Here is a 16,970-nt window from a genome sequence, read left to right on the forward strand (position 1 = left end):
TTACTTGCTTAATATTTCGATTTGCACTCCCAGTTCTCTTGTATCGTTATTGACATGTTCATTCTTTGGAACAAACGTCTTGTCGAGCAGGAAATCTAGGTTTACTTTTTTATTTTTATATTTGGAAATATCCAATTCGATTATTTGTTCGCCTTCATTTTTAATCTCATAGTTAGCAGATAATTGATCCTCAATTTTTATGGCTAAATTAGCTGGCAATACATACTTAGGTGCATGAATACTCAGCACAATTTTTTCTTGATTACTATCCACATTTGTTGAATAGGTTGCATGTTTTGCTATCCAACCATCTTCATATCTACCTTCCCATAAACCTAGAGCCCCTCCTTCTAAAACTTTGTACAATTTGTAACCCAAATGGGTATTTCCAAATTTAATTTTATACGAAGTCGCTTCCGAAAATATCGTTTTAGACGTCTTATCTTCACTTGATATTAATTCAAGATTAATTCCTGCATCCATTGATTTAGATTGATTATAATTCACTGGTGTAACAGCCCTAAGGTTCCAATATGCAGGTTTATATCCTGAGAAAACCAATACGTAATCTCCTTTTTTAGGAGTCCTGTAAGCTTGATCAGGAATATTGTTTATTTGATAAAGCTCTCTAATTTCTGGGGTGATCATTGTTGGATTATATATATCTGCCATACCAACCACTTCTAAATCATCTCGGCCATAGATTTTTTTTACCAGCAAATTAGTTTGTGATGTCGGCTCTTCGTAAAATGTCCAATTTTCAACAAATAACTTGCTATTTTTTCCGTTTGCAACATAATCATTAACAGCCTTTGTATATAGCTGCGTCATTGAAACCTGGCTCATTGCAATATAATAGTTGTAAGCAATCGAATAAGTCCTGCTTACTAAAATAACTGCATAAAGAGCTATTAAAAGAAATTTACCTTTTCTTTCTATAGAGCTTATGATTAGAACGAATACCAAGCTGAATATAGAGGAAGGAATGTAAAAATAATACCCAAAAGGCCATCTCCATAGAAGCAAACCCAAAATATAGGCCCAAGCGAATAGTAACAATCCTCCAATTATAGAGTAGAACGAAGCCATTTTCTCATCAGATGTATATCTTTTGTTAAAAATTAAGAATAAGACCAGAGATGCTAGTCCTATAATAAATACGTCAGGTTGATTTTTAATATAATATAGTAAATTACTCTTAATTAAACTTAAGTTTATGTCATAGCTGGTGTATGTATGTGTCTCGCTTCTGTCTAACAAATAATAGATAACTCGAGAAATCGCTATACCTAAGAAAACAGCAATAGTCACATGTATAGTAACTTTAAGAATATATTTATTCCTGAGTTTGGTTGTTATTAATGTTATTAGCATTATTGATAATGGAAACACAATAAGAGCCATGGATGTTTCTTTTGTCCAGTTTGCCAGTATGGTTAAAATAAAAATTGCTATTATTTTACCCTTAGAAGCGTCCTTAATGTAACTAATACTTAATAGGATTATTAAAAACAGTAACAATAACACTAGATGTTCATGTTTTCCGAGCGTGTAAGCATTCTCGGCCAATGGGGAGCTTGTATAAAATAAAACGAGCCCTGCACAGATCCAAAAAATATTTCTCGTATACATTTTCATTATCATAATCCCCACAAAACTTGTAGAGATTATAACAATTGCTTGAATAATAAAATAATACGCAACATTGGAACCAAAAAAATTATACAATAAGGCATAATATGTCCAGAAAAATGGTACGTATCTTCCGCTGTTGTCTGGTAATAACAAACTTAGGTTGTTAATAATTTCGCTACCTCTTAAAACAATTGTCGGAACATCCAGATAAAACCATCCTTCTCCTCTAATTGCGGGATAAATAACTAGTAAGCTCATTAAAAAACTTATAAAATAAGGTAATATTCTGCTAGTAGCTTTCAATTATATACTCCTTTTAACTAGAGATTTTGATACTACACTAAGTCGAAGAGATAAATTTCTGGAGTCTGTACTATTGCTTGTTTTATTTGGTTTAACGCACTTATTGTTTTTAAATGTAATTTCGTTAAATAATTTTTTACCATTAATATTCTCATCGAATTTAAAGGTGTAGTGAGTATTTTCATTTATGTTTAAATGTTCAACGAGCTTACCATTAACAAAAATTTTAGTTTGTACTTGCGATGTTACTGACTCAAATAAAAATTCAAGCTCTTTAATATAAAGAGGTACGATTACCTCTCCCTTTCTTCCAATCCAACCGTCTGAATAAACTACGGGTAGATTTTTAAATATGGATATCTGTACAATACGTAATACCTGCTTCGCTAACTCTTTAACAAATTTATTCGTGGATTCGGTATACAGAGTACTTGCGCCATATAAAAAATACCCATATGGAAATTTTTTGCCGCTGTATTTACTCATGAGGTTTCTTATTTCCTTGAATCTTTTCCAGCCTCCTGTACTGGTTTTTGTTTCTTCATACTCCCTCGAGTTCGCGATCACTTTATTTATATATCCCACTTCTCCAACCATGGCCAATTTAATCCAGAGATCCCAATCCATGCACCAGTACAAATCTTCATCAAGGAACCCCACTAATTTGAGGGCATCTCTCTTAAAGAAAGTTGTTGGTTGCATAATGTAATCCCAAACGTTAATAAGAGCATATAGATCAAAGCGTTGAGTTGCTTCAAACCGCTTTAACTTGTTACTTTGAGCGTCGGTAATATCGCCTTCACCATAAACCATAACATACTGTGGATTTTCCAGAAAACAATCAACAGCTGTTTTAATTGCTCCCGGTTCATAAGTATCATCCGAATTAAGCCAGGCAACAATTTCTCCGCTGGCCATCTTAAAGCCTTTATTAATCGCATCCGATTGACCATTATCTTTTTCAGATATCCATTTCAGTTTTCCATTGTATTTATTTAAAATACTAATTGTTTCATCGGTTGATCCGCCATCTATAACGATATACTCTAGGTTGGGATAAGCTTGACTTAAAACACTTTGTATAGTTTCTTCAATAAACCTGCCTTGGTTGAATGACGGAGTAATAATAGTTACTTTTGGGAAATCAGACATTCGATCCTCCTAGATTACTTCTATTTCATCAATAATATATGCTAGGCTTCTTTTATCGCTATTTATTTTCATTTGATTTGGACAAAAGGTTTTATTGGCAATAAGGGTAAGTTCAATAGAATCTGAAAACGGATCAGTTAACTCAACACTAGCTTCAAATTCTCCCTTATCGATTAATTTTATTTGATGAATGATACGGTCGTTAATTTTCACTTTAATAATTAAATCATCTTTGTAGGGCCAAATGTGTTTTCCCTTTATAGACAATTTACTTTTTCCGTTTCGTTCTATATTCTGTTTGTAGATTTTTGATACCCAACCATCCTCATATCGCCCAGCAAAATTTTTATCCGTAAGGTTTGATAACAGTCTTCTTTTTGCATAACTTTTAAATATTTTAAAAGCATGGGAAGTGTCATTATATTTAAAAATAAACCAAGCTAATAGAAAATAAAATTTTTTATTCCTTTTCGAATCGGACAAATAATCCGCATAACCATATAACCATGAAACGGGCGCATATCCATAGTACTTTTTAACGGTTGCTATCACTTCTTCATAAACTTCTTTCCTTCTGGAAAGCGTTTTATTATCTTCATACATACGTGAAGTAGCTAAATAATCAGGAATATATGCAATGCTATTGGATTTTCCAATTCTCATCCACAATTCGTAATCCATACAAAGATGAAGATCTTCCTTTAATAATCCGACTTTCTCAAATATTTCTTTTCTGAAAAATCCGGTCGGTTGGCAAATGAAGCAGGTCTCTGCAAGTCTCAAGTAATTGAACGGCTCAGTAGGATATCGCTCCATAATCTCCCCGTTTTCTTTGACATGGAACCCCTCACCGTAGACCATTGAAACATCCGTATGAATTGTCAAAAAGTCCATTGCTTTTTGAATAGCTCCAGGAAGATAGGTATCATCAGAATTCAACCACCCTATAAAATCTCCTTTAGCCCGTAAGATCCCTTTATTTACAGCATCAGCTTGGCCATTATCTTTTTCAGATACCCAGTTAATTTTTTCTCCATAACTTTTTAAAATATCAACAGTTTCGTCTTTCGATCCCCCATCTATCACGATATATTCAATGTTAGGATAATCTTGATTTAATACACTCTCAATTGTCTCTCTGATAAATTTCCCTTGGTTATACGAAGGAGTGATAATTGAAATTAAAGGGTAGGATCTATGTTTTGTTTGTTTATCTTCTATTACTTTGTTGAATATTTTTAGAGTATTTTCGCAAGTAATGGTCCAATCGAAAAGTTCTTTTCTTCCTTCGCCTTTATGCGTTAAATTTTTAAGTACTTCTTTATCTGATAGTTCAATTATTTTTTGAGCAATATCTTCTGGTTTTTCGGGGTCAAATAAGATAGCTGCTTCACCAACCACTTCAGGAATACTTCCCGTATTTGAGGCTATAATAGGTGTGTTTGTTTTCATTGCTTCCACTAGAGGAATACCAAATCCTTCAAAAAGAGAAGGGAAGACCAAAAAAGATGCATTACTATAAATATAGGGCATCTCATCTTGGGGTATGTAACCTAAAAAAGTAATCTGACTCTCCAAATTATATTTTTTGATCATTTTATTTATCGAATCATGAGTTTGTTGACTGCTGCCGGTTAAAACTATATGGATAATTTGGTTGAATTTACTCTTTAATATATAGAGCGCCTCTATTAAACCTGCATGATTTTTGTGAGGCCATGTATTTGCTGGATAAAAGCCAAACTCTTCTGGCAAGTTATATTTCAGAAAAATTTCTCTCTTTAAGTTATCTTCCAAAGGGGATGCAAATTCTTTACCGGCATCCAAATATATGGAGTGAACTTTATCTTCTGAGATAGTATATTTCTCTACAATAGTTTTTTTTGAAAATTCGGATAATGTTAGTATAGCGTCGGCTTTTTTAGCAGAAAAATCAAATTTCTCTTTTCTCCATTTTATAATATTTTCTTCAAAGAACTCCGGAAAAAATTCATGCTGAATATCCGGTATAGTTACTACTGTAGGAATATTCACATAACTTGGTTCCATTACAAGCAAAGGGCAGAACCATAGTTCAAGGCGATGATCATTGATTTCTTTATACAATTGAGAATTATCTTGGACAATAATGCGCTTTAGTTTTTCCTCTTCTCCGTATTCGTTGAAAGTTTGAAAATTCTCATTTGTTAGAAACAAGAAAAGTTGATGGGAAGTATCGGTTTTGATGATATACCAAATTAAATTTCTTATATATTGTTCCATTCCACCAATTTTCCCTGGCACCAGGGAAAGTAAGTTAATACCTATTCGCATATCACACCTCAATAGCTTCTTTTTTAACCAAACCTAATTTGATTAATATTCTAATAAAAATATTTTGTTTCATATAAACATCAATTTTTTTTAGTTTGTTGCTAAGAACAAGAGCTTCTTCTCGCATTTGAGAAAGTTCTTTGCTTTGGTTATTTAAGAGTAATTCGGTAGTATGTTTCAGTTCATTCAATTCTGTATTTTTTTGAAGTAATTCAGTTTCCATTTTTTTAATAACTTCTAATCTGGCTTCTCTATCTTGTTCGACAACACCAAACTGTTCTTGTAATTTTAATAATTGTTCATTAAGTAAAATAATATCTTCTAGTCGGTTATTTCTATCTATTTCAATTTGGTTTATATAATCTTGTTTATTTTCATTCTCTATATTTAATTGATTAATCATATTCAAACGTTCTTCACGATCTACTTCAATTTGTTCTATAAGTGCATCTTTTTTCTTATTTTCTACATGTAATTGATTAATCATCTCTAGACGTTTTTTTCGATCCATCTCAATGGTTTGAATCAAAGAATTTCTATGGGTGACGACATCCATACTCTCTTTTATTTTATAGTTGGTAAAATTATGGCTTGTTTGAGAAATCACACGCTCATCTAATGATTTTTTTACAACAAAGCCCACTGCCAAATATTCCCTCGTCAAATCTTCCATAACATTTACATCATAGTGTTTTTCCCAAAACTGCAATATATCATTCTTAGATAATTCAATTAACTTACTTGAATCTGGATTCTCAATCTGATTCCCGAAAAAGCCAGCTATCTCATTAAGATCGGTTGTTGTAAAACCTCCGGCTCCGAAAGTATATTTCCTTGATTCTCCGCTCCAATAATCCATTGTACAAATTAATAAACCGCCGGGTTTAAGCACTCGGTAAAGCTCAGATAAGGCAGTTATATAATTAGGGAAGTCCATATGTTCCATAACCGATACACAGCATATCAGATCAAAAACATTTTCTTCAAAATCCAGGTTACAGATATCTTGAACAGAAAAATTTACACTTTCTGCTCCCTCAAACTCTCTGCTTTCGCCTAATAAAGTCATTAACTCCATATCTGTTTCACTGTAATCAATCGCTTCTACCTGATCACAATATTTCCCGAGAAGAAATGGCAGCGGTGTGACTCCACAACCTGCATCCAAAATTTTTGTACTGTTTTTAGTAATATTGTTTAATATGTGGTCCAAAACAAATGAATATTCCATTTTTCTTATGGGCCATTGAACTATATTAATGTAGTCCATAAATGTCTGGTAGATTTGTGCTTCCTTTCTTTTCTCCCCAACTTTCTTCATATTTTCAACATAGGGTACGAATACTTGATTATACGTTTTTGTTTTTATCTCAAATTGATCCAGATCAACCTCACCAAATATTTGCATTTTTTTCACCCTCACACTGACTAATTTTTTGTCATTTTAATTTCCATAGGCAGAAAAACTTGTCCGCCGAAATTAAGGTCACCGCTCTCCAGTACCTCAAACTTCAAAAAATTATCACGCCAATGGTATACTCTTTCCACAAATTTCTTCGACTCCGATATCGCTACACTCAACGTATACTCCCCCGGGCCAATATTTAGCTGAGTCTTAAATTCACATAAATAGTTATCCTTAGGTTTACCCACTTCAAGATTAATTTTATTCCAATTCGTATTGGTTCCATAAACAACACTACCCAGTCGATTTTTCAATTGAATTCCCACGCTCAGCGAATCGAGAGGCTTATGCTGCAAGAAGTTTACTTGAATCGTCACAAAATCTCCCGGTAAAAATACTTCCTTATTATTATCGTTTATTATTCTCGCACTGGTGATTTCACAAGAAAAATCCCCGAAAGAAACACCTTCAGAATCAGTTGCAATGTTAAAATTACCATTAAGTGTTTTCTTTGAATACTCATTTGCTTGGTAAAGTGAAACTATCTCCGCAGGATTTCCGATATCACGAAGCTCTCCTTTGTCGATTATCATTGCATAATCACAGTAGTTTACAATTGGTGCTGAATCGTGTGATACGATAATAATCGAAACTCCATTATCTCTCATCTGCTGTAATTTGTCGTAACACTTCTGCTGAAAAAAAACATCCCCCACTGCCAATGCTTCATCTACTATGTATACGTCCGGGTCTAGATTAGCAAATAAAGAGAATGCAAGTCTCACATACATACCTGAAGAATAAGTTTTCAAAGGCTTATCTATGAACTCGTCTATTCCTGCAAAATCTAAAATACTATCCAACTTCTTTTTGATTATAGACGGCTCTATCCCAAGCAAGCTTGTGCTATTATATATATTTTGAATCCCTGTCAATTCGGGATGAAACCCCGTTCCAAGCTCTAACAAAGAAACAACTCTTCCGTTTATTTTACATTTTCCTGTTGTAGGCCATAAAGAACCCGTTAAAATTTTTAGTAATGTACTTTTACCCGCTCCATTTGGGCCGACAATTCCTAACGCTTCGCCTTTATTTAGTTTGAAATTGATATTCTTAAGAGCCCAGAACTCATCGTGGTACTTCTTCTTGGAGAACATTTCAAAGAATCGATGCTGCGGTTTTTTGTATATATTAAATTTTTTGGATAAGTTAATGACCTCGACTGCAGTATCTGTCATAACAAGTCCCTAACCTCTTTTCTTAACTTACAAAGAGTGTAATATCCCAGCATAAAGGCACTTGCAGATATTAAACACATGGAAATCCAAATCCAACTCGCTGGATACTCTTTGTACACAATAGTTTGATGCAACGCTTCTATGAATGGGTAAATCGGGTTAAAATTAAACACGTTCTGAAATGCTTCAGGAATAATTGCCCTGGTATATACAATAGGCGTTAGCCACATCCATATATTCAATACTATAGAAACAATTTGACTTGTGTCTTTGAACAAAACATTAAAAAAACTTATTATCAAACTAATACCAAACGCGAAAATAAATAAAAGAAGCAGTATGATCGGAACCAGCAACCATTTTATTGATAACGGCTCTCCAGAAAATAAAATAAAAATAAAAAGAATAAGATAAGATACAGCACCGTTAAAAGCAGCGGAGACTACTACTTTAGCTACAAATACATGCTCTGGAATTGGAAGCTTTTTCAATAGATTCGCATTTTCTATATAGGCTCCTCCGCCTCTGTTAATGCTTTCAGAAAAAGCCGTCCAAGCCAATAAACCTGCACACAAATATATGGCGAAACCCATAGTATTATTTAGACCAGGAATTTTTGCAATCATTACATTCGTAAAAATAAAAGTGTAAACTAAAATTTGAAAAAGCGGGTTTAGGAAATTCCAAACAATTCCCATTGTTGAACCCGCATATCTGAATTTCAGTTCAGTAATTGCATTGTTTAAAATATATTTTCTGTGAATCCATAATTCATTAAACATTTTGATCCTCGTTATACTGTTTATACCAATCAATTGTTTTCTTCAATCCTTCTTCGAACTTGGTTTTTGCCAGAAATCCAAATTCATTTTGGGCTCTCGTTATATCTAAACATCTTCTTGGTTGTCCATCAGGCTTACCGGAATCCCAAGTAATCTTCCCTTCAAATTCAGTTAACTGAGCAATTGTTTCTACTAGATCTCTAATCGAAATCTCATATCCTGAACCAATGTTAACCGGCTCGCTGCTATTATAATTTTCCATTGCTAGAATAATAGCTTCTGCTGCATCATCTACATAAATAAATTCCCGGGTTGCTTTTCCAGTTCCCCACACCACTATTTCATTTAAGTTACTGTTCTTTGCTTCTATGCATTTTCTTATCAATGCCGGTATGACATGTGACGTTTCTAAATCAAAATTATCCCTAGGTCCATATAAATTAACAGGTAACAAGTAGATAGAATTAAAGTTGTACTGCTCTCTATAAGCCTGAGATTGTACAAGCATCATTTTCTTGGCTAAACCATAGGGAGCATTGGTTTCTTCCGGAAAGCCTATCCACAAATCTTCTTCTCTGAAGGGAACAGGAGTAAATTTAGGATAAGCACAAATAGTCCCTATCGCAACAAACTTTTCAAGATTGTTTTTACGTGATTCTTCAATTAATTGTGTCCCCATCATTAAATTTTCATAGAAATATTTCCCTGGATTCAAACGGTTTGCCCCAATACCCCCAACAACAGCTGCCAGGTGTATAATTATGCTCGGCTGCATGTCTTCAAACATCCGTTTAATGTCTGCTTCATGTATCAGATCATACTCAGCGCTTCTAGGTACATAAACATTCTTGTAGCCTTTCTGCTTCAGTTTGTCCACGACGTGGGAACCTAGGAAACCAGCGCCACCTGTTACTACGATTCGTGCATTCATTTTATCGATCATACATTTTCCCTCCAATAATTATACAGATCTGATAAGGTCTTATTTATTGATATAGTTTGTTTCCACTGAGTTTCAGCTACAAGTTTTTCATTGTTTCCAGTCCGTCTTAATATTTCTCTTTGTCTTATTTTTTCTTGATCTACCACAATATTGTAATTCTTGATTCCTGATTCTTGGAATAAAAGATTGATTATGTTTCGAACAGTAATAGGTACTCCCGAAGATACATTATAAACTTCACCTATTTTTGCATGACTCGCTAGCTCTATATAAGCGTTAACGACATCCCTAACATCCAGAAAATCTCTGGAGACATCTACATTTCCAGTTAACAATTTTGAGTCTATGCTCATGCTTTTACTCATCTTAGCTATTTGTCGGGCAAAGTTAGAACAAACGAAATCATCTGCTTGTCCCGGACCTGTATGATTGAAGGGCCGGGCAATAATAATTTGCATACCGTAGGTTTCATAAAATTGTTTGCATAGGATTTCAGCGCAAGCTTTACTTGCGGCATACGGATTTATAGGATCAAAGTTATCTGATTCGGATATTAACTCGCGGTTACCTGCCCTGCCATAAACATCGGCAGAGCTGACATATAAAATTTTCGGATTTAATCCTATATTTTTAACGGCTTCTAGCACATTAAAAGTGCCGTTAAAAATAACATTATAGGTATGCTTTGGCTCTTTGAAAGAATTTGGAATATAAGCTGGGGCAGCTAAATGAAAAATATAATCTGGTTTAAATTCTGAAATCGCAAATTCTATTTTGTTTTGGTCCAAAATATCGCAATTGTAAGAGATAGCTCTACTTTTATTTTGGAGGCCCTCAGTCCTTGATATCCCCATGACTTCATAGTTAAGTTGAGTAAGCCTATCAGTTAGATAGCCCCCTACAAACCCGCTTGCACCTGTAACTAGCGCCCTCAGAACAATCACACCTTATCCGTTCTTTTTAATTTTTTCCATATCGCTATCCACCATCATTTTAACAAGCTGTTCAAAACCGACTTCGAGTTCCCAACCAAGCTGCTCTTTGGCTTTAGTGCAGTCGCCTAACAAAAGATCCACTTCTGCCGGGCGCACAAATTTAGGATCGATTACTACATAATCTCTCCAATTTAGCCCAACATGATTAAAAGCAATTTCAACTAGTTCTTCAACTGTATGAGTTTCTCCGGTAGAAATAACATAATCATCGGGCTTATCCTGCTGCAGCATCAGCCACATAGCTTTTACGTAGTCGCCAGCAAATCCCCAATCCCTCTTAGCGTCGAGATTTCCCATCCGAAGTTCGTTTTGCAGGCCAAGCTTGATTCTTGCCGCAGCATCCGTTACTTTGCGGGTAACAAATTCAACCCCGCGACGAGGCGACTCGTGGTTAAACAGAATCCCGGAGCAAGCAAACATGTCAAAGCTCTCCCGGTAATTGATTGTAATCCAGTGCCCGTAAACTTTTGCAACTCCATATGGGCTGCGCGGATAAAAAGGCGTTGTTTCTTTTTGTGGGGTTTCCACGACTTTCCCAAACATCTCACTACTGGATGCCTGATAAAATCTTGCTTCCGGTTTTACAATGCGAACTGCTTCAAGCATATTCGTAACACCAATAGCAGTTGCTTGGGCGGTTAACACCGGCTGTTCCCATGAAGTGGCTACGAACGATTGCGCAGCAAGATTATAGACTTCATCCGGGGCTGCAATCTGAACGGCTCGAATTAAAGAACTTAGGTCTTGAAGATCTCCATCAATAAATTCAATTTCATTTTTAATTTGTTGAATATTTTCCATAATAGGGACACTCGTTCTTCTTTTTAATCCATATACTTTGTAGCCTTTGCTCAGTAACAACTCGGCTAAGTAAGAACCGTCTTGTCCTGTAATTCCTGTAATAAGTGCACGTTTAGTCATTTTTATCGTTTCTCCTTATCGGCATGTTTTTAAAATCTATAAATATTTTTCTAACTTTTGAATCTTCAACTCTTTAATAATGGTTTTGATCTCCTGAGCCTTATCTTTTCGGCAAATTAGGGTTACATCTTCTGTATCCACTATAATCAAGTCTTCTACGCCAAGTGTAGCAATTAGCTTCCCATTGCTCTCAATAATGCATTTCTTGGTATCTAAACTTAGAATATTGCCTCGGATAACATTGCCATTCTCATCTAAATCATCAATTCGTTCTAAAGCTGTCCAGCTACCTACATCATCCCATCCGAAAATACAAGGAATCATATAGATGTCCTTAATCTTTTCCATAATTCCGTAGTCAATAGACTGATCCGGCATTTTGGGGAATTCTCTGCGTATAACCTGATTTCTCTCTTCCGAAAGAAAACTTACTTTCATGATTTCTAGTATCTCATGCATATCTAACATATGCTGCTTTATGTATTCTCTGATAACATCAATTTTCCAAATAAAAATCCCACTATTCCAATAGTAGTTTCCCTGTTCTATATACTGGATAGCCTTCTCAAGATCAGGCTTCTCCACAAACTGATTAACTTTATGAATTTCGAAATTGTTCAATCTTTGCGGACTACCACTGGTCTCGATATACCCATAGCCCGTCTCTGGATAGTTTGGAGATATCCCTAAGGTTACAACACCGTTCTTCTCACTTACTTGGATACCTGTCTGAATGATACTTAAAAATTCCTCTTCATTGTGTATAATATGATCCGATGGAATTACTACCATAGAGCTGTTAGGAAACTTTTCCTCAATAATGATGGAAGCTAACCCTATACAAGGTGCTGTATTTCGTCCAACGGGCTCAATAATGATGTTATCGGATGGAAGATGAGGGATTTGAGCTTGAATTAACTCCGCGTATAACTCATTCGTGACAATGAAGATTTGATCGGCTGGAATCATCTTTTCAAGTCTCGTAATACATTGTTGAATCATAGACTTATTTCCGGAAATATTTAAAAATTGTTTAGGGAGATTGATTCGGCTTTTGGGCCAAAATCTTTCTCCCTTACCGCCTGCCATTATCACTGCTGTAGCAACCATTTTATAAAGCCTCCATTTACTAACTAGCTTAATAAACTCAAGTGCCTAAGCCTTTCTCTTATAAGTCCTCCAACTCTTTCGGGTGAATATTCATTACGAATAGTTTTTTGCCCTTCTTCCGCTATTTCACTATAGTATTCAGGGTCTGAAAACAATCGTTCCATATAATTTGCAGCGTTCTTGATATCCGGGTCTGCCCAATACTGACCAGCCTTGTACGGGCCATAATCCTGACCGATTTCAATAAGTTTATAATCGACGGGACATGAATTTTTAGCGTTCATGAAGTCGGTGTTTGCAGACCAATTAGTGCCTATAACGGCTTTGCCCAAGTACATGGCTTCTGCAAGTCCCAAGCCAAAACCTTCAGAGCGATGCAAAGAAACGAATACATTCACATTGTTTATAAGACTATTAACCTCTTCACGAGTTAATGTCCCTTGTATCAAATGGATATTTTTATGTGACGCAATTTCGTCGCGCAAGGTTTCCATTTCCTTTAGGTTAGTATCTGAGTTATTAACCTTAATTACTAGTCCAACTTCCTGATCATCAGCTGAAAAGGCTCTTTTAAAGGCTTCAATAACAGCCTTCGGATTCTTTCGTTCCTGATAACTGTGGACATCATACATCCCCATAAATAAAAAGCATTTCTCAGGAAGATTGAAGTGCTTTCTGTTCATGTCTTTATTAACATGAACTTGAATACTGTGAGGAATTCGTACAACTGGCACAGGCGATTTAATTGCAATAGAATCTGCAACAAACCGTGATGGCACCCAAATTTCATTAACCAGGTTGAAACTAGTTTTCCAATCTTCCGGAAAGTCAGGAAGCTCCCAATGCCAATATCCAATATTGTATCGCCCTTGAAATATCTTATCCCCCAGGTGAGTGTTAACGAAAATCATCTGGTCCGCATTTATATGAAAAATATTGATATTATAACGAGGAGCCTCGATTTCTTTGTGTACCCATGATAAATCTCCCATTCTCGATAGATTGTTAACTTCGAAGTTTATAACCCCGAAAGGAATATCCACCGCATCAATAGAACGGGCAGCTATTCTACAGGACTCCCCAATGCCCATCTCGGCTCGGTTGTATCCCACTAAATTTATTCCCTTGTCAAAATCACTAATAGATTCATTGGCATTTGCAAATACAGCTACACTTTGGGGGTACGCTGCATTCAATACCTTATCCCTTAACCTTGTTTTGAGTTTGCCCGGAATAACCCGGATTAGCATAGGTTTGAGTTTCAATGCCAATGAATACACCAGCCGGGCTGACTTCGTTACAAAGCTATGTCCTTTCATTTTACAACTCCCTGCTGCTGTACAACCCTTAATCGTTCTGGTTCCACTGATCAGTATACTATTTTAACTGTACCCCATCCAATGATAAATTGGAATATTTTCTCCGCTATGATAAAATATTGTCGAGATTTATCGGAGAGGGAGACTGTGATGTACGCGTATAAAAAGCCAAAGCTAGACGAAAGAGAACAGGCTGAAAAGAGTTCTATCATCTTTTGGCTGTTGATCGGGTTCGTAACCCTGTTTTTATTCTGGGCCCCTTTTCAGAAGGCCTTGTTTAACGGAAATTCGCTGAATTTCGAAAGACCTATTTATTCCGCAGTTATATGGGCTTCCATTTTTCTGTTCCTGACGGGAATCTACTTCTTCTACTTCTGGAAGCTGCGGGAACGTAAAGATCTGCTGAGTTTGTTTATCTTTTTAATTCCGCTCACTTATCTGATTTCCTTGCTGCCGGCCGCTTCCAAATATTCGGCGGTTAACCTCCTGCTTATTCAGATCGTGCTCGTAACGCTGTTCCTGATCGGAGCCTATCTGACCAAATCGGCATTAGGCAACAAAATTATTCATATCGGACTCTTGACCAGCGGTTATGTCATTGTAATTTTCGGCCTCATGAACTGGCTTGGAAACGGCAAGCTGGCGGGCGCGATCGTGGGATGGTTCTCCACTATTGACGCTACCGGCATTTACAAAGACGCTGTCATGACGGATTCCAACGGGCTGCGTTTGACGTCCGTATTCCAGTACGCCAATACCTATGCGGGCTTCCTGATCGCTCTATGGGGTACAGGATTGTTCCTGATATCGAAGAACCGCAGCTGGTCCAAGGTTCTGGTACACGCATTGTTCCTCGTACCGGTCCTGGTGTCCTTTATGCTCACCCTGTCACGCGGCGCGATTATCTTTCTGCCTATTATTTTCTTTCTTATTCTAATCTTTCAGAAGCCAACTAGGCAAATCCTCCTACTTGTTCATGCGATATTGTCAACTCTGGCCTCCTTCGCCGTTTTAAGCAAGATTACAGCGATCGGTATCGATGTGAACAAAGAGTTTTCGGCCTCTCTTTCGGGAAAAGGCTGGATGCTGCTTATCGGAGCTAGCGTAATTTACGGAATCCTTGCCTTGCTGGTTCAGCGGTTCCTTGCTCCAGCTTTGGAAAGCAAGCTCGGAAATTTCTACACCAAGAAGTGGGCTCCCTTTGCAATTCCGGCTGGTTCCATTGTACTGGGGATTCTGGGTGTCCTGATTGTTATGGCCACTCCGCTCAAAAACCTGCTTCCCGAAAATGTGCGGATCCGCCTGGAGACAATCAATTTCGGCCAGCACAGCGTACTTGAGAGGATCACTTTTTACAAAGACGCCTCCAAGCTTTTTGCGGATTACCCGCTATTCGGGGCAGGCGGCGGCGCTTGGTCGAGCTTGTACGAGCAATACCAGAACAACCCATATACAGTCCGTCAAGCTCATAACTTTTTCATGCAGTATCTGGTTGAAGTCGGGGCTGTCGGCATCCTGATTCTGGCTGTACTGCTGGTTGCGATCTTTGCGATCTACATTCGTAACTATATCCGCAGCACAGAACAGGAACGCGACAAACATTTTGTTTATTTCATCTTTGTCATTGCTATCCTGGGGCATAGCGTGCTCGACTTTGATATGAGCTATGTGTACATTGGAGCGCTTGTGTTCCTTTGCCTGGGGGCCATGATTGCAGACGTCAAAACAAAAGAATTTGCCAAACAAGCCGCACCGGTAAGATACGTGTATCCTTCGGTTATACTTGTTCTTTCAATCGTTACCCTCTTTGTTTCCGCACGCTATCTGAGTGCAAATAGTTCTTATAATAAAGCGCTGGAAGTGGCGAAAACTTCGCAAAATTATACGGAAATTGTAACGCCGTTAAATAATGCGCTGAGTTTACGCGGCAATCACCCTGAATATGTCTTATTAAAAGTGGACCTTTTGGCGCAAATTTATAAACAGACTCAGGATGAGAAATACTTAAACGAAGAAATAGCATTAATCAATACCGCACGAGATAAAGAGCCCTACAATAAATCTCTTCTGGATCGTGAACTAAACACCCTTCAGATTAAGGGAGAGCGTGAGCAAGTTGAGAAGCTTATTCAAAATGGCCTTAACTACTACCCATGGGATATTACCTTCTATGAAAGAAGTATTCAATACCATGTTACTGCCGGTTTTGAAGGGTATGCAGCCAAGAATAAGGCTGAGGCAGATAAGGAGTGGAACCAGGCTCTCCAAGTTTACCAGCAAGTTCTCGATCGCATGAAGGAACTGGCCAAACTTCCCGAAGGACAGCTGCAGGGCCGTGAATTTGATGTAACGGAACCCATTAGACTGTATCTGGGTCAAATGTACTTTGCTCAAGGCAAGTACGCCGATGCGGAAGCCTTATTGAAACCTTTCACTGCCGGTGAACTTAAAGACGAAAATGCACAGACGGGCATTCGCTATTATCTGGCTGCTCTGAAAAAGCAAAATAAAACCGATCAACCGGTTCTGGACAAAGTAAAAGCGTTAACTCCGACTGTCGAGCAAGAGATTGATCAGATTATCACAAACACACCTCCGCTGTAAGATGAAAATAAAAAGCCTGTTCTCCCTTTAACGTGGAGGACAGGCTTTTTATTATAAAATCCATTAGGCCGTTTGGGTAGTTTTAGAATCAAATTACCCTTATTTTCCATCACACATTACAAAGAATCCCAGCTTGTGAAAAGTATTCTGGTTCTTTTAGCACATCTTTTTGTTTCATTTTTCCAACGTTCGGATAATTATTCTTGTTAAATACTTACATGTTTGAACTATCATCGTGAGGGAGGTGAAT

The 16,970-nt window shown here is 36.9% G+C and carries 12 protein-coding genes; 1 reads left to right on the plus strand and 11 read right to left on the minus strand.

The genetic code is table 11. From position 1 onward, the window contains the following. The 11 genes from ABH899_RS27570 to ABH899_RS27620 are packed head-to-tail and all read right to left on the minus strand — an operon-like array spanning position 1 to position 14,116. On the minus strand, positions 1 to 1,938 hold the full coding sequence (locus ABH899_RS27570) for a hypothetical protein (RefSeq protein ID WP_218230767.1): 1,938 nt from the start codon (positions 1,936 to 1,938) through the stop codon (positions 1 to 3). Beyond that, on the minus strand, positions 1,939 to 3,090 hold the full coding sequence (locus tag ABH899_RS27575; RefSeq protein ID WP_218230768.1) for a glycosyltransferase family 2 protein: 1,152 nt from the start codon (positions 3,088 to 3,090) through the stop codon (positions 1,939 to 1,941). 9 nt (positions 3,091 to 3,099) lie between these two features. Beyond that, a complete protein-coding gene (locus tag ABH899_RS27580; RefSeq protein WP_370002017.1) occupies positions 3,100 to 5,403 on the minus strand; it encodes a glycosyltransferase in 2,304 nt (767 codons plus the stop codon). A 1-nt stretch (position 5,404) separates the two neighbouring features. Beyond that, positions 5,405 to 6,811 carry a class I SAM-dependent methyltransferase gene (locus ABH899_RS27585; RefSeq protein ID WP_370002019.1) on the minus strand — a complete coding sequence of 469 codons (1,407 nt, stop codon included), beginning with the start codon at positions 6,809 to 6,811 and terminating at the stop codon, positions 5,405 to 5,407. Between the two features lie 20 nt (positions 6,812 to 6,831). Further along, a complete protein-coding gene (locus ABH899_RS27590; protein WP_370002021.1) occupies positions 6,832 to 8,046 on the minus strand; it encodes an ABC transporter ATP-binding protein in 1,215 nt (404 codons plus the stop codon). Beyond that, complete coding sequence (locus ABH899_RS27595; RefSeq protein ID WP_370002023.1) at positions 8,043 to 8,828, minus strand: ABC transporter permease; 786 nt, start codon at positions 8,826 to 8,828, stop codon at positions 8,043 to 8,045. Before ABH899_RS27595 ends, ABH899_RS27590 begins: the two co-directional genes overlap by 4 nt. Then, on the minus strand, positions 8,821 to 9,771 hold the full coding sequence (locus ABH899_RS27600) for a GDP-L-fucose synthase family protein (RefSeq protein WP_256124152.1): 951 nt from the start codon (positions 9,769 to 9,771) through the stop codon (positions 8,821 to 8,823). Before ABH899_RS27600 ends, ABH899_RS27595 begins: the two co-directional genes overlap by 8 nt. Next, positions 9,768 to 10,715: a GDP-mannose 4,6-dehydratase gene (locus ABH899_RS27605; protein WP_370002025.1), complete on the minus strand. Its 948-nt coding sequence runs from the start codon at positions 10,713 to 10,715 to the stop codon at positions 9,768 to 9,770. The genes ABH899_RS27600 and ABH899_RS27605 overlap by 4 nt, the downstream gene beginning before the upstream one ends. 3 nt (positions 10,716 to 10,718) lie before the next feature. Further along, entirely contained in the window at positions 10,719 to 11,687 is a 969-nt protein-coding gene (gmd, locus tag ABH899_RS27610) for a GDP-mannose 4,6-dehydratase (protein WP_218230774.1), read from the minus strand. Between the two features lie 36 nt (positions 11,688 to 11,723). Next, entirely contained in the window at positions 11,724 to 12,797 is a 1,074-nt protein-coding gene (locus ABH899_RS27615; protein ID WP_370002027.1) for a mannose-1-phosphate guanylyltransferase, read from the minus strand. A gap of 23 nt (positions 12,798 to 12,820) precedes the next feature. Then, on the minus strand, positions 12,821 to 14,116 hold the full coding sequence (locus ABH899_RS27620) for a glycosyltransferase family 4 protein (RefSeq protein WP_370002029.1): 1,296 nt from the start codon (positions 14,114 to 14,116) through the stop codon (positions 12,821 to 12,823). Between the two features lie 150 nt (positions 14,117 to 14,266). Between ABH899_RS27620 and ABH899_RS27625 the strand changes: the two genes are divergently transcribed. After that, positions 14,267 to 16,720, plus strand: a complete 2,454-nt coding sequence (locus ABH899_RS27625) for an O-antigen ligase family protein (RefSeq protein ID WP_370002031.1) — start codon at positions 14,267 to 14,269, stop codon at positions 16,718 to 16,720. Positions 16,721 to 16,970 lie beyond the last annotated feature (250 nt).

The organism is Paenibacillus sp. RC84, assembly GCF_041260495.1.
Lineage (GTDB): Bacteria > Bacillota > Bacilli > Paenibacillales > NBRC-103111 > Paenibacillus_F.

What these genes read in the sequence shown, in the direction of transcription:
- ABH899_RS27580 (WP_370002017.1), bottom strand. Translation starts at nt 5,403, where the DNA reads ATGCGAATAGGTATTAACTTACTTTCCCTGGTGCCAGGGAAAATTGGT.
- gmd (WP_218230774.1), bottom strand. Translation starts at nt 11,687, where the DNA reads ATGACTAAACGTGCACTTATTACAGGAATTACAGGACAAGACGGTTCT.
- ABH899_RS27585 (WP_370002019.1), bottom strand. Translation starts at nt 6,811, where the DNA reads ATGCAAATATTTGGTGAGGTTGATCTGGATCAATTTGAGATAAAAACA.
- ABH899_RS27575 (WP_218230768.1), bottom strand. Translation starts at nt 3,090, where the DNA reads ATGTCTGATTTCCCAAAAGTAACTATTATTACTCCGTCATTCAACCAA.
- ABH899_RS27620 (WP_370002029.1), bottom strand. Translation starts at nt 14,116, where the DNA reads ATGAAAGGACATAGCTTTGTAACGAAGTCAGCCCGGCTGGTGTATTCA.
- ABH899_RS27590 (WP_370002021.1), bottom strand. Translation starts at nt 8,046, where the DNA reads ATGACAGATACTGCAGTCGAGGTCATTAACTTATCCAAAAAATTTAAT.
- ABH899_RS27615 (WP_370002027.1), bottom strand. Translation starts at nt 12,797, where the DNA reads ATGGTTGCTACAGCAGTGATAATGGCAGGCGGTAAGGGAGAAAGATTT.
- ABH899_RS27625 (WP_370002031.1), top strand. Translation starts at nt 14,267, where the DNA reads ATGTACGCGTATAAAAAGCCAAAGCTAGACGAAAGAGAACAGGCTGAA.
- ABH899_RS27595 (WP_370002023.1), bottom strand. Translation starts at nt 8,828, where the DNA reads ATGTTTAATGAATTATGGATTCACAGAAAATATATTTTAAACAATGCA.
- ABH899_RS27600 (WP_256124152.1), bottom strand. Translation starts at nt 9,771, where the DNA reads ATGATCGATAAAATGAATGCACGAATCGTAGTAACAGGTGGCGCTGGT.